Source organism: Leisingera sp. ABM4_101, assembly GCF_056158725.1.
This window is the reverse complement of sequence record NZ_JBSWTV010000002.1, coordinates 3,157,300-3,174,605: the sequence shown is the minus strand read 5'-3', so window position 1 is coordinate 3,174,605 and position 17,306 is coordinate 3,157,300. Positions and strand designations below refer to the sequence as shown.

The 17,306-nt window shown below is 62.4% G+C and carries 20 protein-coding genes and 1 other RNA gene; 8 read left to right on the top strand and 13 right to left on the bottom strand.

Features of this window, described 5'->3' with window-relative positions; translation table 11 throughout:
* Window positions 1-54 precede the first annotated feature (54 nt).
* Together ACXAEK_RS16675 and ACXAEK_RS16670 are read left to right on the top strand one after the other, a co-directional pair.
* Window positions 55-1,323 (top strand): hypothetical protein, encoded by a 1,269-nt coding sequence (locus ACXAEK_RS16675; RefSeq protein ID WP_475043583.1) that lies wholly within the window; start codon window positions 55-57, stop codon window positions 1,321-1,323.
* Entirely contained in the window at window positions 1,320-2,675 is a 1,356-nt protein-coding gene (locus ACXAEK_RS16670; RefSeq protein ID WP_475043581.1) for a cytochrome P450, read from the top strand. Before ACXAEK_RS16675 ends, ACXAEK_RS16670 begins: the two co-directional genes overlap by 4 nt.
* A gap of 48 nt (window positions 2,676-2,723) precedes the next feature.
* Here the strand turns inward: ACXAEK_RS16670 and ACXAEK_RS16665 are convergent, their stop codons facing one another.
* Genes ACXAEK_RS16665 through fumC form a run of 4 tightly spaced genes read right to left on the bottom strand, consistent with a single transcriptional unit; the run spans window position 2,724 to window position 4,760 of the window.
* The gene (locus tag ACXAEK_RS16665; protein ID WP_475043580.1) at window positions 2,724-2,951 is read right to left on the bottom strand and encodes an N-(5'-phosphoribosyl)anthranilate isomerase; all 228 of its coding nucleotides are present in this window, start codon (window positions 2,949-2,951) and stop codon (window positions 2,724-2,726) included.
* Between the two features lie 23 nt (window positions 2,952-2,974).
* Window positions 2,975-3,193, bottom strand: coding sequence for a ribbon-helix-helix domain-containing protein (locus ACXAEK_RS16660; protein ID WP_475043579.1), 219 nt, complete (start codon window positions 3,191-3,193; stop codon window positions 2,975-2,977).
* A complete protein-coding gene (locus ACXAEK_RS16655; RefSeq protein WP_475043577.1) occupies window positions 3,190-3,366 on the bottom strand; it encodes a DUF4169 family protein in 177 nt (58 codons plus the stop codon). Before ACXAEK_RS16655 ends, ACXAEK_RS16660 begins: the two co-directional genes overlap by 4 nt.
* On the bottom strand, window positions 3,366-4,760 hold the full coding sequence (gene fumC / locus ACXAEK_RS16650; RefSeq protein WP_475043576.1) for a class II fumarate hydratase: 1,395 nt from the start codon (window positions 4,758-4,760) through the stop codon (window positions 3,366-3,368). The genes ACXAEK_RS16655 and fumC overlap by 1 nt, the downstream gene beginning before the upstream one ends.
* A 237-nt stretch (window positions 4,761-4,997) precedes the next feature.
* Here fumC and ACXAEK_RS16645 point away from each other — a divergent pair, with 237 nt between their 5' ends.
* Complete coding sequence (locus ACXAEK_RS16645; RefSeq protein WP_475043575.1) at window positions 4,998-5,534, top strand: hypothetical protein; 537 nt, start codon at window positions 4,998-5,000, stop codon at window positions 5,532-5,534.
* Between the two features lie 60 nt (window positions 5,535-5,594).
* On the opposite strand, the gene ACXAEK_RS16640 is transcribed toward ACXAEK_RS16645, so the two are convergent.
* The 8 genes from ACXAEK_RS16640 to ACXAEK_RS16605 all read right to left on the bottom strand — a co-directional run bounded on the left by ACXAEK_RS16640 (window position 5,595) and on the right by ACXAEK_RS16605 (window position 11,029).
* Window positions 5,595-6,068 (bottom strand): SspB family protein, encoded by a 474-nt coding sequence (locus tag ACXAEK_RS16640; protein ID WP_475043573.1) that lies wholly within the window; start codon window positions 6,066-6,068, stop codon window positions 5,595-5,597.
* 118 nt (window positions 6,069-6,186) lie between these two features.
* Entirely contained in the window at window positions 6,187-7,458 is a 1,272-nt protein-coding gene (gene chrA / locus ACXAEK_RS16635) for a chromate efflux transporter (protein WP_475043572.1), read from the bottom strand.
* Window positions 7,455-8,267 carry a chromate resistance protein ChrB domain-containing protein gene (locus ACXAEK_RS16630; RefSeq protein ID WP_475043571.1) on the bottom strand — a complete coding sequence of 271 codons (813 nt, stop codon included), beginning with the start codon at window positions 8,265-8,267 and terminating at the stop codon, window positions 7,455-7,457. Before ACXAEK_RS16630 ends, chrA begins: the two co-directional genes overlap by 4 nt.
* 133 nt (window positions 8,268-8,400) lie before the next feature.
* Entirely contained in the window at window positions 8,401-8,973 is a 573-nt protein-coding gene (locus ACXAEK_RS16625; RefSeq protein WP_475043569.1) for a nuclear transport factor 2 family protein, read from the bottom strand.
* 2 nt (window positions 8,974-8,975) lie between these two features.
* Window positions 8,976-9,419, bottom strand: a complete 444-nt coding sequence (locus ACXAEK_RS16620) for an ester cyclase (protein ID WP_475043568.1) — start codon at window positions 9,417-9,419, stop codon at window positions 8,976-8,978.
* Between the two features lie 140 nt (window positions 9,420-9,559).
* Window positions 9,560-9,910, bottom strand: a transfer-messenger RNA (tmRNA) gene (gene ssrA / locus ACXAEK_RS16615).
* Window positions 9,911-10,034: 124 nt separating this feature from the next.
* A complete protein-coding gene (locus ACXAEK_RS16610; protein WP_475043566.1) occupies window positions 10,035-10,265 on the bottom strand; it encodes an aspartate aminotransferase in 231 nt (76 codons plus the stop codon).
* Between the two features lie 35 nt (window positions 10,266-10,300).
* Entirely contained in the window at window positions 10,301-11,029 is a 729-nt protein-coding gene (locus ACXAEK_RS16605) for a FadR/GntR family transcriptional regulator (RefSeq protein ID WP_475043565.1), read from the bottom strand.
* Between the two features lie 125 nt (window positions 11,030-11,154).
* Between ACXAEK_RS16605 and ACXAEK_RS16600 the strand changes: the two genes are divergently transcribed.
* The 5 genes from ACXAEK_RS16600 to ACXAEK_RS16580 all read left to right on the top strand — a co-directional run bounded on the left by ACXAEK_RS16600 (window position 11,155) and on the right by ACXAEK_RS16580 (window position 16,779).
* A complete protein-coding gene (locus tag ACXAEK_RS16600; RefSeq protein WP_475043564.1) occupies window positions 11,155-11,925 on the top strand; it encodes a DUF2182 domain-containing protein in 771 nt (256 codons plus the stop codon).
* 15 nt (window positions 11,926-11,940) lie between these two features.
* A complete protein-coding gene (locus ACXAEK_RS16595) occupies window positions 11,941-12,573 on the top strand; it encodes a DUF1326 domain-containing protein (protein ID WP_475043562.1) in 633 nt (210 codons plus the stop codon).
* 60 nt (window positions 12,574-12,633) lie between these two features.
* On the top strand, window positions 12,634-13,728 hold the full coding sequence (locus ACXAEK_RS16590; RefSeq protein WP_475043560.1) for a dimethylsulfoniopropionate demethylase: 1,095 nt from the start codon (window positions 12,634-12,636) through the stop codon (window positions 13,726-13,728).
* A 100-nt stretch (window positions 13,729-13,828) separates the two neighbouring features.
* Window positions 13,829-14,821 carry an acryloyl-CoA reductase gene (acuI, locus tag ACXAEK_RS16585; RefSeq protein WP_475043559.1) on the top strand — a complete coding sequence of 331 codons (993 nt, stop codon included), beginning with the start codon at window positions 13,829-13,831 and terminating at the stop codon, window positions 14,819-14,821.
* Window positions 14,822-15,138: 317 nt separating this feature from the next.
* A complete protein-coding gene (locus tag ACXAEK_RS16580; RefSeq protein ID WP_475043557.1) occupies window positions 15,139-16,779 on the top strand; it encodes a BCCT family transporter in 1,641 nt (546 codons plus the stop codon).
* A gap of 53 nt (window positions 16,780-16,832) precedes the next feature.
* Here the strand turns inward: ACXAEK_RS16580 and ACXAEK_RS16575 are convergent, their stop codons facing one another.
* Window positions 16,833-17,213: a VOC family protein gene (locus ACXAEK_RS16575; RefSeq protein ID WP_475043556.1), complete on the bottom strand. Its 381-nt coding sequence runs from the start codon at window positions 17,211-17,213 to the stop codon at window positions 16,833-16,835.
* Window positions 17,214-17,306: the final 93 nt, after the last annotated feature.

Genomic DNA, 17,306 nt, shown 5'->3' with positions numbered 1-17,306 from the left:
TTGGCGTTCTGCGGCCTTACTCTTGCCGGATTGCGCTGATAGTCTGATCGCAAAATGACAAAGCAGGTCAGCGTGGATAAGAGCGGTTCCCTTCCCCAGCAGGTGCGCAAGCGGCGGGTGTTCTACATCCCCGGCTATGACCCTATTCACCCGCGCCGCTACAGGGAGCTATACCGCAAAGAGGGTGCTGCACAGGCCCGGATCTCCGGCTACAGACTGACGCTGGCAGCCAAACAGGGCAAAGGCGCCTATGGCTGGCATGCCGCCGCGGAGATGGACGGGGCAACTTCCGAGGCAGATATCAACGTATTGGTCTGGTCCGATATCGTGCGCGGCAGTATGGAGGCCACGATTACTGGCACCTATTGGCAGCTTATACGCACCGCCTGGATCTATATCTCCACCGGCGCGCTCCGGCGGCTGATGCGGCTTCGCAAGGGGCCCGTGATTGCGGCGCTTTACCCGGTTGGAATGTTGCTGTTACAGGCCCTGCTGGCGCTGCTGCTGGCCTGGGGTTTGGCGCATGCCTTTACGCTAGCCGCCGGCGCTGCCGGGCTGAGCGGCGTCGTTGCCTGGCTGATGGGCTGGGCCTTGGGTCTTGGCGCGGGCTATGCGCTGCTGCACTGGTTCAAGAAACGCGATGGCAGCTTCTTCGCCTACTACCTGATGCACGACTATGCTCATTCGGCTGCGTTCCGCGGCGCCATCCCGCCAGAAATGGAGGCCAGGATGGCCGAGTTTGGCGCTTTGATCCGTGGGGCCTTGCAGGACCGAAGCCTGGACGAAGTGCTGGTGGTCGGCCATTCCTCGGGTGCGCATTTGGGCGTGTCAGTACTGGCAGACCTGATCCGCGGCGGGTTGCCGGCGGACCGGCCGGCCCTTGGCTTTCTGACTTTGGGCCAGGTGGTGCCGATGGTGTCCTTCCTGCCGCGGGCGCAGCGTCTGCGGACCGATCTGAGATACCTTTGCCAGCGCGATGAAATCACCTGGGTGGATGTCACCGCACCGGGCGATGGCTGCGCCTTTGCCCTGTGTGATCCGGTGGCCGTCAGCGGCGTTGCACCCCAGGGCAAGCGCTGGCCGCTGGTTTTCTCAGCCGCCTTCACCCAGACCCTCAGTCCTGAACGCTGGAAGCAACTGCGCTGGCGCTTCTTCCGGCTGCATTTCCAGTATCTCTGCGCCTTCGACCGGCCGGGCGATTATGACTACTTCCGGATCACAGCCGGCTCGCTGACGCTGGCAGAGCGCTACAGGGACCGCAAACCTTCGCAGTCACGGATCGACGTGCCGGTGTCGAAATTTACGTCGGTGGCCGCGGAATGACGCAAGTGCTGCCGCCGAAACCGCCGGCGCGCCCCGACCGGGTGTCGCTCTGGCGCTATGTGAGGCTGTTCCGGCAGGACATCCTCTCGGCCCAGCCCGCGCGCCTCTACCGCGCCTGGATGGCCGAGTTCCGCACCCCGTTTTTCCGCTCTTTCCTAGTCAACCAGCCGGATCTGGTGAAGCTCTTGCTGAAGGAGCGTCCGGACGATTTCCCCAAATCGGACCGCATCGCCGAGGGGCTGAAACCTCTGCTGGGCAATTCGGTGTTCCTGACCAATGGCGAGGCCTGGAAGCGGCAGCGGCGGATCATCGACCCGGCCTTTGAGGGCGGCAGGCTGAGGGACACCTTTCCGGCGATGCGGGCGGCGGCTGAGGCAGCGGTGTCGCGTCTTGAAGGGCGTCAGGGGCCTGTAGAGATCGAAGAGGAAACATCGCATGCAGCGGCGGACGTGATTTTCCGCACGCTGTTCTCAATCCCGATCGAACATGAGGTGGCCGGGCAGGTCTTTACCCGGTTCCGCGACTACCAGCGCAGCCAGCCGCTGCTGAACCTCGCGGCATTTGTGCCGCTGCCGCGCTGGATGCCGCGGTTCTTCCGCGGCGGCACCCGCCGGAATGCGGCGGAAATCCGGGCGCTGATCGCCCATCTGACGGCGGAGCGCATGGAGGCAATCAAAACGGGCACTGCACCCGATGATCTTGCGACCAAGATTATGACCACCAGTGACCCGGAAACCGGCAGTACTTTTGATGCGGCCGAGATGGTGGACCAGGTGGCTATCTTCTTCCTTGCGGGCCATGAAACCAGTGCCTCTGCCCTGGCCTGGGCGCTGTATCTGATGGCGCTGTACCCGGACTGGCAGGAGAAAGTGGCGGAAGAGGCGGCCGCGCTGGAGGATGACAGCTTTGCCGCGGTGTCAAAACTGAAGATCAGCCGCGATGTGTTCCGCGAAACCCTGCGGCTGTACCCGCCGGTTCCGATGATGGTGCGCGAGGCGGCCTGTCCGGAGCGCTTCCGGAACCGTGAGGTGCCGAAGGGCGCGCAGATGGTGCTGAGCCCCTGGCATCTGCACCGGCATGAGCGCCTGTGGGACAATCCAGACGGGTTTGATCCGGCCCGCTGGGGAACCGAGAACGGCAAGCAATGCCAGCGCGACGCCTATATTCCGTTTTCTGCGGGCGCGCGCGTCTGCACCGGGGCGGGGTTCGCCATGGTGGAGGGACCGCTGATCCTGTCGATGATCCTGCGGCGGTTCCGGATAGAGCCAGTAGCAGACAAGACGCCGGTGCCGGTGGCGCATCTGACGGTACGGTCGAAGAACGGGATTTGGCTGCAACTGATCACAAGGTAGCCAAGAAAATTCGAATTTTCTTGGCAAATTTCTTCGAAGAAATTTGCGTCACTGGATGATGCGCACAGCGTCCTGGTTGCAGAAAATGACGACCTGACCGGCGTTTTCCACCGCATGGAAACCACGGTGTTTCAATTCCTGCCGAAACCGGTCCCAGCCGAGCAGCCGCTCAATGTCGCGTTTCTGGCGGCGGAGCACACCTCCCCTTGCCGCAGCATGGGACTGGAAAAGCTGCTGCAGCCAAGCATCGGCCGAAAGAGGAACTGGCATCGTCATTCCGCAAGTGTACGGGATCGTGGTTAATGTCCCCTTAACCGGCGCAGCACGAATAGCCGGATCGCGGAGGCCAGGCCACAGTCTTCGCCGCGGGTTTCATCAATTTCCGCTGCCAAGTCATTGATTGCGCGGCCTTCCTTCGCGGCAATCTCGCGGAAGGCATCCCAGAATTCATCCTCCAAAGACACCGAGGTCCGGTGCCCGCGCAAGGTCAGGGAGTGTTTCTTGGGACGGGCGTTCATTCGTCGCGCTTATGCTCGTCCAGCCACCGGACGTCTTGAGCATTGCGTGCCTTGTCGAGATCCTTTTCCGCCTTGGTCCGCCCGAAGGTCACGGCGTTCCGGTCAGCGCGGGCCTTTTTCTCGGCCCGCGCTTTTTCTTTTCTGTACCGGTTCAGATTGACCGGCTTGCCCATCAGTCCTTGGGCCCGATCATCTGCTCCGGCCGAACCACGGCGTCAAAGGTGGCCTCATCGACAAAGCCAAGCGCAATTGCTTCTTCCTTCAACGTGGTGCCGTTCTTATGCGCGGTCTTGGCGACCTTGGTGGCGTTGTCATAACCGATGGTGGGCGCCAGCGCGGTGACCAGCATCAGGGATTCCTTCATCAGCTTGTCGATGCGCGGCTCGTTGGCCTGGATGCCGTTCAGCATCCGCTCGGTGAAGCTGTCCGCCGCATCGCCCAAAAGCTGGATCGACTGCAGCAGATTATAGGACATCATCGGGTTGTAGACGTTCAGCTCAAAGTGGCCCTGGGAGCCTGCAAATTTGATTGCAGCGTCATTGCCCATCACATGCGCTGCGACCTGGGTCAGCGCCTCTGCCTGGGTCGGGTTCACCTTGCCCGGCATGATCGAGGAGCCGGGCTCGTTTTCCGGCAGGATCAGCTCGCCCAGGCCAGAGCGCGGGCCGGAGCCAAGGAAGCGGATGTCATTGGCGATCTTGTAGCAGCTGCCCGCAATTGTCGCGAGCGCGCCGGACAGGAACACCATGGCGTCATGAGCGGCCAGCGCCTCGAATTTGTTCGGCGCGGTGACAAAGGGCAGGCCGGTGATTTTGGCCATGTTTGCGGCCACGGTCTCGCCCCAACCCTTCTGGGTGTTGAGGCCAGTACCGACGGCGGTGCCGCCCTGCGCCAGCTCATAGATGCCGGGCATCGCCGCCTCGACCCGCGCCAGGCCTTGGCGGATCTGATGCGCGTAGCCGCCGAACTCCTGGCCCAGGGTCAGCGGTGTGGCGTCCTGAGTGTGGGTGCGGCCGATCTTGATGATGTCCTTGAACTCCGCCGCCTTGGCTTCCAGCCCTTCGGCCAGCTTTGTCAGACCCGGCACCAGAACGTCGCGCACGGACATCGCGGTGGCGATATGCATGGCGGTGGGGAAGGTGTCGTTGGAGGATTGGCCCATGTTGCAGTGATCGTTCGGATGCACCGGGTCTTTGGAACCAATGACGCCGCCCAGGATCTCAATCGCCCGGTTCGCGATAACCTCGTTGGAGTTCATGTTGGACTGGGTGCCGGAACCGGTCTGCCAGACCACGAGCGGAAAGTTGTCGTCGAACTTGCCTGCGACCACTTCGCTGGCCGCCTGAATGACCGCGTCACCAATTTCTGCGTCCAGCTTGCCCAATTCCTTGTTGGCCATGGCACAGGCCTGCTTGATCACGCCCAGTGCGCGCACAATGGCGACCGGCTGCTTTTCCCAGCCAATGGGGAAATTCATGATTGAGCGCTGGGTTTGCGCGCCCCAGTATTTCTCTGCCGGGACTTCAAGCGGGCCAAAACTGTCGGTTTCGGTGCGGGTTGCGGACATCCGTCTGTTTCTCCGTTGAGTATGCGATTGTATGCCGTTTAGCCTGTGCCGGAATGCGGCGCAATTGGCCAGTTGCGCGCAGCATAGCCAAAAGGACCGCAAGGTATAGTGTCGAATTGGCGCAATCCGAACCGTGCCATTGCCTTGATCCATGCTATGCTTACAGTGCGGGGGATGGGCGATTCAGTATCCGGAAAGGAAAACAACGTGCCAATCCGCTTGTGTCCTGATCTGCCCGTGAAACTACTGGCACCGCTGCTGCTGGCAGGGGCTTTGCTTCTGGCCGGTGCGATGCCGGGGCTTGCGGCCAGTATCGCGCAGTTCACCGGCGCGTACTCCGGCAGTGTCGATATCGTCAAGGCCGACGGCGACACCGACCCCCGCGACATGAGTGTCGTCATCCGCGAGATGAAAAAGGGCTTCACGATCAAGTGGACATCGACCACGGAAAAAGATGACGGCCGCAAAAAGACCAAGACCTATGAAATCGAGTTCCAGAAAAGCGGCCGGAACGGTGTCTATTCCGCCGCGATGACCCGCAATGTGTTTGGCCATTCGGTGCCGCTCAACCCGATGGAGGGCGAACCCTTTGTCTGGGGGCGCATCACTGGCGACACGCTCACCGTGTTCTCGCTGTTTATCCATCCAAACGGCGACTACGAGATGCAGCAGTACGACCGGACCCTGGCCGATGGCGGGCTGGACCTCGTCTATATTTCCCGGCTGAACGGCGAGCCGCGCCGCCGGCTGGAAACCTTTCTCGCCCGGGAGTAAGCAGCATAGAAAAAGGCAGCCCGGCGGGCTGCCTGCAAGCCGCGGCGAGACAGCTTTGGCTTATTTACGGAAACTGTCGAGCGAGACGACGTCTGCGTCTTTCTTAGGTTCCGGCTGTTCCTCGGCGCTGTCCAATTCTTCAGCCGCATCCGGCACGGCCGAATAACCTTCGGCCTCCTCCTCGGCGCTTTCAAAACGCAGCCCGAATTCAACCGAAGGATCCACGAAAGTTCGGATCGCGTCATAGGGAATATAAAGCGGCTCCGGCGAGTCGCCGAAGTTCAGCGTGACTGCAAATCCGTCTTCATCGACGGTCAGATTGTCGAACCAATGCTGCATCACCACGGTCATTTCGCCAGGATAGCGGTCGGACAGCCAATCCGCCAGTTCCACGTCCGGGTGGGCGGTGTCGAAGGTGATGAAAAAGTGATGGTTGCCGGGCAAGCCATTCTCAGAAACGTCCTGCAGCACGGTCCGGATCAGGCCGCGCATGGCAGAGTGCATCAGGTTGCCATAGTCGATTTCACGGGACATGCAGTCACCCTTTGTTCATTTGCTGTTAAGCATAAGAGATTTTGCCGGAAACAAAAGGGCAGCCTTCTGGGCAGTTAAATTATTTTTGCCGCAGTGCGGGTCTGCCGGTCTGCCTCAGTCAGCTGATTGCAAACGGGAATTCCGCAATCGCCAATCCGCTTGCGGCCATGATCGCCAGCAGCAGCAGCATATTGCCGCGCACGGCCCAGGCGGCCAGCGGTGCGGCCAGCACCAGCGCTGCAGCAGCGCTGTTGAGGCTGCTCCAGACCGGCAGCGGAACATGCAGGATACCGGCCTCGAACACGCCAGTTTCTGCAAAGGCCACATGGATCAGAAACCACACCGAAAGATTCAGGATGACGCCGGCAACAGTGGCGGTCACCGCTTTCAGCGCCATGCCAAGCCGGGGGTGAGCCGCGATGCGTTCGACAAAGGGGGCGGCAGCAAAGATCCACAGGAAGCAGGGCATGAAGGTGGCCCAAAGCGCCACAGCGCCCGCGGCCATGAACTGGCTGAAGCCGCCGTCCAGAAGACCTGCCAGCATGGCAACAAACTGGGTGACCAGAATCAGCGGGCCCGGCGTGGTCTCCGCCAGCCCCAGCGCGTCGATCATCTGGCCTGCGCTGATCCAGCCGAACTGGCTGACAACCGTCTGGCTCATATAGGCCAGCACTGCATAGGCGCCGCCAAAGGTGACCACCGCCAGCTTGGAGAAGAACCAGCCGACATCTGCCAGGAAGCCCGCGCCAGAAATGCTCAGCGCGGCCAGCGGCAGCAGCCACAGCGCGCCCCAAACCCCTATCGTGCGCAGGGTGCTGCCATTGCGGGCGGGCGGGTTCTGCAGGGGGGCGGGGCCGCTGGCGTCCTTGCGCATCAGGCCAAAGCAGGCGGCCGCAAGCACCACCAGCGGAAACGGCAGGTTGAACAGGAACAGCGCGGCGAATCCAAATCCGGCCAGCGCCCAGTCCAAACTGTGTTTCAGTGCCTTGCCTGCCAGCCGCCGCAGCGCCTGCAGGATGATAATAACCACAGCAGCCTTGACCCCAAGAAAGGCGGATTGAACCGCGGGCAGGGTGCCGTATTGCGCATAAAGCCAGACCAGCGCCGCAATCACTGCCGCCCCTGGCAGAACGAACAGCAAGCCCGCCAGCAATCCGCCGACGGTACCGCGCATCCGCCAGCCGGTATAGGTAGCCAGCTGCATCGCCTCTGGTCCCGGCAAGAGCATGCAAAAGGACAGCCCCCGCAGAAAGCTGTCCTCGCTCAGCCAGTGGCGGTCTTCCACCAGTTCCTTGTGCATGACTGCGATCTGCGCGGCCGGGCCGCCAAAGCTCAGCACCCCTATGCGCCCAAAGACGCGCAGCATCTCTGTCCAGCTGGGATTGCTCATGCTTTCCGGTCCGCCGGCCAGTTGTGGCCTTCCCCCTGGCCGTCCCGGGCCCAGCGGTAAAGGGCGTCATAAAGTGCCATGCCTGCCTCAAGCTGCTGATGGTCGTCCTTGTACTGGCGCGACAGCCCCACCGAGATGGCCAGAAGACCCGCGGCCTCAGGGGCCAGTTCATGCCGGTTGGTGTCAGCGCCCCTCACAACACGGGCCAGGGCGTCCAGCGCCGGGGTCCTGAGGCCGAACTCATCCAGCATGGTGTCAAAGGTGCACAATTCACCGCGGTGCGACCAGAAAACACCCTCGGTATCAAACGGCGTGGCACCGAACCGCTCGGCAATGCCTGCGACCTCAGCGGGAGAGACAAACAGGAACCGGGCGTCTGTATCCACAAAACGGCGGATCAGCCAAGGGCAGGCAATGCGGTCGATCTTGGGCCGGTGCCGTGTCACCCAAAGGGTGCTGCCGCCCGCAGGGGCGGGCAGGGCGCCGGCTGGTATGCGCGGCCCCTTGAAGGCGCGCCAGCCGTACATGCCGCCCTGCAGGTACTCCGCTCCGATCCCGTCATTGCGCAGCCAGGCGGCCACGCCCTGCGACAGCTTGAGGCCCTGCTGGCAGATCACCACGCAGCGGCGCCCCTTGATCCGGGCTTTGAGGCCGTCGATATCCGTATGAGGATGCCGGAAGGATCCGGGGATCAGGTAAGGATCTTCTGCAAAGTCTTCGCTGGTGCAGATATCTGCGAGTACTGGCGTATTCGGGGTGCCGATCAGGCGCAAGAGCTGGGCGGGGGTGATTTCATTCGGGGCAGCCATAAGCATGTCTCCTCGCGGGCAAGCAAGATTAACATGCGAACCTTGGGCTGTCGCCTCACGGGGCGTTCGCGGAGGACCCCATACCCCTTAGAACCCTATTGCCTGCTGGATTGTCAAGCACCGGGGCGCCGGGTTACTTCAGCCGCTCGCCCGTCATGCAGATTGCCAGGGCTTCGGGTGGCAACTGGCCAAGCTTTTCGAACATGCGGAAGTAGTCCATGTTGGAATGCAGTTCCGTGATCTTGCCATCCTGAACCTGCGCCAGGATTTGACCGGAGATCTGAAAAGGCGCGCCGTCCCTCGGATCACTGGTGCTGACAAGCAGCCGCACGGACACCCATTCGGCGGTTTCCATCGCATGGGTGAAGGTCACGCGGAGCGGACCCAGCAGATTGCGCAGGGCTGACACCACTTCGCCGTAATCGCATTCAGGCTCGGCCAGCGCCGAAACCGCGCCGCTGATCACCGTGGCCGGGGTCATTACTTCTGCAACCGCATCCATGTTGCCTTTGCACCAAACTTCTTCGAACCAATAGTGCAGCAGGCGGGTCAGCGGCATGTCCGGTGCGGCCGCCGGGTCATAGGGCGCGGCCATGGCAGGCTGACGCATCCTGGGCAGCTTCTGATGGCTTTCTTCGGGCTGCCGGCGGCGCGGCGACACCTGGGCGGTTTGGACGGATTGCGGGGAGGTGAGAGTCTTGGTCATTGTCAGCGCCACATCAAGCCTTGCCCGGTCAGGCAGGCGGCAAATGTGTCCGGGGGCAGCTGGCCAAGCTGCTCGAACAGGGAAACATAGTCGAACTGGCTGAAGGTTTCTGCCATCTTGCCGTCTTCAAAGCGGATCATCACATGGCCCGTGGTGCTGACGGGTTGCCCGGTCGCGGCGCAATGGGCAGAAAATGCGGTTCTTGCCGCCAGCCAGCTGTTCTGCTCCACGCTGTGGGTGATGTGGATGCTGATTCGGTCCAGCCGGCTGCGCAGGGCGGTCACGAAATCCTCGAAATCCTCCCGGGACAGCTGCAGCGACGGCATCGCCCCGGTCGCCGTGGAACCAGACAAAAAGTAATCGTCAATTACACTTAGGTCGCCCTTGCTCCAGGCCTGGCTGTACCAGGATTGCAGTATTTCAGTTTTCGAATGTGAAGCAGTCACTGGCAATGGCGGTCTTTGTGCAAAGCGTTTTGTTTCGAGCCATAGCTGTATAAATGGCGCAGCCGGATTTGGAACCACCAAAACTAAAGTTTTAGCCGCAAGCCTGGCGGCGGGGGGCTGCGGTACCTGAAAAGGCGGGAAGTGCAGGTTTCTGTTGCCAGGTACCTGCGAACCCCGCCTTACGCGGCTAGGCGCAAGGGCTTAGATTTCGATTCCTCGAACTGCTTACGCAGCCAGAGCAACCGGAGCACGATTGTCGTTTGCAATTGTACTGTTTGGGCCGGTACGGTGGCACCCCGCCGAGACAAAGCAAAACCCCTTTAGACGTCCGTCGATCCTGTTTCGGCCCCATGATCCCCAAACGAAGGATTTTGGTGGAGCCGCCGGGTACCGCCCCCGGGTCCGATCCGCTTATTACGAGCGCGTTTATGTCCATAGTTCCGCAAGGGAACAGGGGTCATATAATCGGCTTCTGGCTGATTGCAAAGGGGGAACCGGAATCCTGCGAGGATTCCGGCCAGTTTTCCGGCGCGGAAAACTGGCGCCTGCGGCAACCGGTGCGCCATAAATCCTCGCAGGATTTATGGCCGTTTCCCGCGCCGGGAAACGGCGGTGCTAGCTTAGTATCCGGATCGGGGCGCTGTTACAGAAAACTACAACCTGCTCGCGGTTTTGAATGGCCTGGAAACCGCGGGCGCGGACTTCGGCCAGAAAGGCCTCCATCCCGGCATAGCGCTCGATGTCGCGGGTCTTGCGCCGCACGACCCCGCCGGTCTGCACCGCCTTGCAGGCGAAAATATCGCGCAGCCAGATGTCGGGTGAAAGGGCGGAACCGGGTTTGACCATGCCGCAGATGCTGACGGTTCATGGTTAACAAACTGTTATGACTTGGCCCGTGCCGCAAAAACGTCCGAGGCCAGCTTGCGGGTTTCGCTTTCCAGGTCCTGCAGCCCGGATGCGGCTGCGCCTCCGTTGCCAGCTTCGATTGCGTCGGCAATCCGGCTGTGGATTCCGGTGATCACTGCCCGGTCGCGGGCGGTGAAGGTGATCATGTTCATCAAGGGCTGCATCGCCTCCACCGCGCCGGCCAGCTGATAGGACAGCACTGGATTGCCAGCCCCGTCCACCAGAGCCCGGTGAAACGCCACGTCGGATGCGCAAAAGGCCACATCCGTCAACCCCGGCTGGCCCTGGCGGAAAATCTCCGCCCGCATTGTCGCCAGCTGATCCGCAGTCCGGCGTTCAGCCGACAGTGGCGCGCAGGCGCGCTCCAGCGCGTATCGTGCCTCGCAGGCAGTATCAAAGCTGACGGCGTTCATGCTCAAGAGCAACGTGGAGGTGGTGATCTGCTGTGAATAGGCGTCCTCAAAGCTGAGACGGTTCACAAAGGCCCCGCCCGAGGCGCCGCGCTGGGTGCGGATCAGCGACTGTGCCGCCAGCCGTTTCAGCGCTTCGCGGACTGTCGGGCGGGAGACCTGAAAGTGATCGGAAAGCTCCGCCTCCGACGGCAGCCGCTCGTCCACGTTCAGCTCGCCGGAAATGATGGCATCCTTGATCGCCTGGGCTATCTGAACCGAAAGATCGGCGGAACTGTTGGGGTCAATCTTCATGCCCGGGATCCTGACGCTGCGTTACGCCGGAGACGGCCCGGCGAGAAATCATTTGTCTGACATTTAAAAGTCTGACATTTAAAACTCAAGACGTGAGTCGCAGACCCTCTTACCCGGAGCGCGCCATGAAAGCCATTCTGGCACAACGGATCAGAACCATGGGAGGCTGGCATTGGCTGGGCCTGTTCGGGCTGATCCTGGGGGCGTGGGTTCTTCTCTATGCGATGTCGGTGCCGGCCGACCTGCGCCAGGCGGGGGCCATCTACGGCCCTGATTTCTGGCGCGACTTCTGCACACTGACACCGGATGCGGCGGGTTTTGGCAAGATGCTGATGATGTGGGCGCTGATGTCGGCGGCGATGATGGCGCCGACCGCGCTGCCCGCCTTCGCCACCTACGAGGACCTGTCCCACACCGCGCCGGACACCAGTTTCACCCGGCTGGTGGGGGGGTATCTGGCCGTGTGGCTGGGCTTTTCGGCGCTGGCCGCCGTGCTGCAGCTGGGGCTGTTTCAGGCAGATCTGCTCACCGCATTTGGCGACAGCAACTCGCGCTACCTGTCGGCAGGGCTGCTGCTGGTCGCGGGCGGCTACCAGTTCTCGCCAGTCAAGGAGGCCTGCCTCAGCAAGTGCCGCCGCCCGCTGGTGTTCTTCATGCAGCACTGGGACGAGGGCCCGCTGCGCAACGGGCTGCGGCTGGGACTGGTGTGCCTGGGCTGCTGCTGGGCGCTGATGCTGCTGGCATTCGCGGGCGGCACCATGAACATCGCCTTCATGGGACTGGCGACCGTGATCATGATTTTGGAAAAGCTGCCGGACCTTGGCCGCTTCATCACCAAACCGCTGGGTGCGGGGCTGGTGAGTGCGGCACTGGCGCTGGCAGCAGGAATTATCTGAGAGGGAGACTAAGACATGGCCTTGGACGGCGAAGTGGGCACCGTGCCCTGGACGATCAAAGGGGAACTGATCCTCAACTGCAATTGCACCGTGTTCTGCCCCTGTGTGGTGTCGCTGGGCAAGCACCCGCCGACCGAGGGCCATTGCCAGGCTTGGGCCGGGGTGCGTATCGACAGCGGCGAATACGGCGAAACCGACTTGTCCGGCCTGAACGTCGGCCTGTTCCTGGAGATCCCGGGAAACATGGGCCGCGGCAACTGGAAGGCGGCGGCCTATATCGACGACCGCGCCTCGGATGACGCCTATGACGCACTGGTTGCGATCTTCTCGGGCGCGGCGCGGGGCACCACCGGGCTGTTCTCGATGCTGGTGGGTGAATTTCTGGGCGCCGAACGGTCTCCGGTCAGCTTTGAAACCGAAGGCAAGGAACGCCGCCTCATGGTCGGCAAGAAGATCCAGGGCGCTGTGGTCCCGGTTGAGGGCAAGAACGGCAAGGATATCGTTGTCACCAACACTGAATACTGGATGGGCCCTGACATTACTGTCGCCACCGCCACCAAGGGCCGGGTGCGCGCCTTTGGCCGGGTCTGGGACTTCGATGGCCGCTCTGCCGAGATCTGCCAGATCGACTGGCACGGGCCGAAGTAATCAATGCTTGCAGGCCGGATCATCCCGGCTTGCCACCGACTGTTTCCGGAGACTGCCGCAATGGCACATATCTTCCCCTCGCGCCGCGTGCGCAGGACGCCCTTCAGCCCCGGCGTGGAGGCCGCGGGCGTCAAGGCCTATACCGTCTATAACCACACGCTGCTGGCCACTGTGTTTGACAGCCTGGAATACGATTGCGCCCATCTGAAGGAGCATGTCCAGGTCTGGGACGTGGCCTGCGAACGCCAGGTCAGCATCAAGGGCCCCGATGCGCTGCGGCTGATGAAAATGATCAGCCCGCGCGACATGGACAAGATGGCAGACGATCAATGCTATTATGTGCCGACCGTGGACCATAAGGGCGGTATGCTGAATGATCCGGTGGCAGTGAAACTGGCGGCGGATCACTACTGGCTGTCGCTGGCGGATGGCGACCTGCTGCAATTTGCGCTGGGGATCGCCATTGCCAAGGGGTTGGATGTGGAGATCGCCGAGCCTGACGTTTCGCCGCTGGCGGTGCAGGGCCCCAAGGCGGAGGACCTGATGGCCCGCGTCTTTGGCGAAGCGGTGCGCGGTATCCGCTTCTTCCGCTACAAGCGGCTGGCCTTTCAAGGGGTCGAGCTGGTGGTGGCGCGCTCCGGCTGGTCCAAGCAGGGCGGGTTTGAGGTCTATGTCGATGGCTCGGAATTGGGGATGCCGCTGTGGCATGCCTTGTTCGAGGCTGGCGAGGACATGCACGTGCGTGCAGGCTGTCCCAATACGATCGAGCGGATCGAAAGCGGGCTCTTGAGCTACGGCAATGACATGACCCGCGAAAACACGCCATATGAATGCGGCCTGGGCAAATTCTGCAATTCGCCCGAGGATTACATCGGCAAGGCTGCCCTGGCAGAGCAGGCCGTAAACGGCCCCGCCCGCCAGATCCGCCCGCTGGTGATCGGTGGCGAGATTCCGCCGTGTCTGGATGCCTGGCCGCTTTACGCGGCTGGGAAACAGGTGGGGCAGGCTGGCTCGGCCATATTCTCCCCCGAATTCGGGGTGAACGCGGCAATTGGCATGGTGGACCGGTCCCATTGGGCGCCGGGCACCGTGATGGAAGCAGAAACCCCGGCAGGGATGCGGCCCGTGACCGTGCAGGAGCGGTTCTGGCGCTAAGCGCAGGCGGGCAGGGGGCGCTGCCCCCGCCGCGGCAGGCCGCGGCTCCCCCGGGATATTTTTGGCAAGAGGAAAACACCTCTGGGAAAGGAAAGTTGAGATGTTCAATGCATTGGTCGTGAACAAGGACGAAGAGAGCGGCAAGACTTCTGCCGCGGTCCAGCAGATCGGCGTGGATCAGCTGCCCGAGGGCGAGGTGACCGTGGCGGTGGACTATTCCACTGTGAACTACAAGGACGGTCTGTGCATCGGGCCGGGCGGCGGGCTGGTACGCAAATACCCGCATGTGCCGGGCATCGACTTTGCCGGCACGGTCGAGGCGTCCAGCGATGACCGCTACAAGCCGGGCGACAAGGTGGTGCTGACCGGCTGGCGCGTGGGCGAGGCCCATTGGGGCGGCTACAGCCAAAAGGCCAATGTGCGCGCCGACTGGCTGGTGCCGCTGCCTGAGGGGCTGGACACCCGCCAGGCGATGGCCGTGGGCACCGCAGGCTTTACGGCGATGCTGGCGGTGATGGCGCTGGAGGATCACGGCCTGGAGCCGGGCCACGGTCCGGTTCTGGTCACAGGTGCTGCGGGCGGCGTCGGTTCGGTGGCCACCGCAATTCTGGCCAATCTCGGCTATGAGGTCGCCGGGGTGACCGGCCGCCCGGAAACGGCCGACTATCTGAAGTCGCTTGGCGCCACGCAGATCGTGCCCCGCGAGGAGATCAACGAGACCACCAAGCGCCCGCTGGAAAGCGAAACCTGGTCCGGCTGTGTGGACGCCGTCGGCGGCACCATGCTGGCGCGGGTGCTGGGGCAGATGAAATACGGCGCTTCGGTCTCGGCTGTGGGTCTGGCGGGCGGTGCAGGGCTGCCGGCCACCGTCATTCCGTTCCTGCTGCGCGGTGTGAACCTGCTGGGCATCGACTCGGTCATGCAGCCCTACGCCAACCGCGTCCGCGCCTGGCAGCGCATTGCCAACGATCTCCCCATGGAAAAACTGGAGGCAATGATCCAGCCCGCGGTGCTGAGCGACCTGCCGCAACTGGGGACGGACATCCTCAAGGGCCAGGTCAAGGGCCGGGTGGTGGTGGACGTCAACGCCTGAGTTCCTATATAGTCAGTTATCAAATGGAAGACGCGCGGCACTCCCGCGCGTTTTTCTTTATGGTCCAGGCTTCGGCTTGGCCCCGGGATGCGGGCAGCGCCGCCGCTGAGCGGTTTGGGCTTGCTCCGCCCCCGCCGGTGTCTGGCTGCATGTGCCGGAGGCCGGAAAAAACTGAAGCAGAGGTCAGGACGTCCGGGCGCAGACCCCCGGATGCCCCCCAATCCGCCCCTTGCACCGCAAGGGGCCGGCCTGCTGCTTTCTTTGACCGCGCAAGCCCCGGCTTGCAAAGCAAATACGAGTAGGGAAGGAGGCCGTTAATGGCTGACGAAACCACAAACCAGGGTATCCCCGCCCCGGAGGGCGAAGCGGATATCATTGATACTGACTATGAGATCGGACAGGACAATATCGAGACGCAGATCGGCCCGTTCGGGGTCGATATCCACAACCCGGTGTTCCATGTCTCCGGCCTGGTCATCGTGGCCTTTGTGTTCTACGCGCTGGCGCTGCCGGAGCAGGCGGCGGGGTTTTTCAACTGGCTGCGCCCGGCCGTGACCAGCAGCTTTGACTGGTTTTTCTTCGGCGCGGCAGATCTCTTTGTGCTGTTCTGCCTGTTCCTGATTGTCTCGCCCTGGGGCAGCGTGCGCCTGGGCGGCAATGAAGCCACGCCGGACTACAATTACTTGGGCTGGTTTGCGATGCTTTTTGCGGCCGGCATGGGCATCGGGCTGATGTTCTATGGCGTCAATGAGCCAATGAGCCATTACTCCACTGCATTCGGCGGCACGGCGGTTCCAGAAGGCGGCGGCGCCCGCACTGACTGGGCACCGCTGGGCGGTGCAGCCGGGGATCAAGCCGAAGCCGTGCGCCTGGGCATGGCCGCAACGATCTTTCACTGGGGGCTGCACCCCTGGGCGATCTACGCCATCGTCGCCCTGGCCCTTGCCTTGTTCACCTATAACAAGGGGCTGCCGCTGACCATCCGCTCTGCCTTTTACCCGCTGTTCGGCGAGCGCGTCTGGGGCTGGACCGGCCATGTGATCGACATCCTGGCGGTGTTTGCCACGCTGTTCGGCCTTGCGACCTCTCTGGGCTTCGGGGCAACCCAGGCCAACGCAGGCCTGAATGAACTGTTCGGCGTGCCGACCGGTGCCACTACTGAGGTGATCCTGATTTCCGCCATCACAGCCGTTGCCCTGATCTCGGTCCTGCGCGGCCTGGATGGCGGCGTCAAGGTTCTGTCGGAGATCAACATGGGGCTGGCCTTCCTGCTGCTGGTCTTTGTTCTGCTGGCTGGCCCGACGCTGAACATCCTGACCGGCTTCTTTGCCAGCCTGATGGCCTATGCGGAATACCTGCCGGCGCTTGCCAACCCGTTCGGGCGGGAGGATGTGAACTTCAGCCAGGGCTGGACCGCCTTCTATTGGGCCTGGTGGATCAGCTGGTCGCCCTTTGTGGGCATGTTCATTGCACGTGTCAGCCGCGGCCGCACCGTGCGTGAGTTCGTGATCTGTGTACTGCTGATCCCCAGCCTGGTCTGCATCCTGTGGATGAGCGTTTTCGGAGGCACTGCGATTCAGCAGGTGGTTTCGGACGGGTTCACTGGCGCCCAGGATGCCGCACTTGAGCTGAAGCTGTTCAAGATGCTGGGAGAGCTGCCGCTGGCCGGGATCACCTCCTTTATCGGGATTGTGCTGGTGATCGTCTTCTTTGTCACCTCGTCCGACTCCGGCTCATTGGTGATCGACACGATCACCGCGGGCGGCAAGGTGGACGCGCCGCTGCCGCAACGGGTGTTCTGGTGCATCTTCGAGGGCGCAGTGGCCATCGTGCTGCTGCTGGGCGGCGGCCTTGGGGCGCTGCAGGCGATGGTGATCTCTACCGGCCTGCCGTTCACGGTTGTTCTGCTGCTGATGTGCTGGGCGATTTTCCGCGGGCTCCAGACCGAAGCACGCTGAAACCTGCCCCCTGCGCGAGAGGCCCCGGTTTTTCACCGGGGCCTTTTGCCTTTTCAGCTGTTGTACTTGAAAAAACCCAGCGAATTGCCGTCCGGATCAGTGGCGTAAAAAAACCGACCGGGCGGAATTTCGATGGTCTCAGAGATCACTTTGCCGCCTGCATCCGTGACACGCTTCATGACGTCTTCCAGTTCACCCTCGGCGGTCAGATGCAGGGTGGGGCCGCGCCCGTCGCCCGCGGGCTGTCCGGGGTAGAGATGCAGCGCGATGCCAGTGGCCTCATCGGCGGGTTTGAACATCGCAACAGGGTTTGGCCCGCTATTGTCGATGCTGAGCGCGGCCCCGGTCACTTTGGAATAAAACGTCACCGCTGCATCCAGGTCGCTGACGGGCAGCTCGCCCCAGACCAGGAAATCCTTGGGGGTAAAGGCCATAACAAATCCTCCATGTTTGCCTGCCTGCAGTCTTGCACAGCCTCCTGACAGTTTCCGGCATGAGCGCAGTGCCGTGAAACGCGCTTCTCCGGC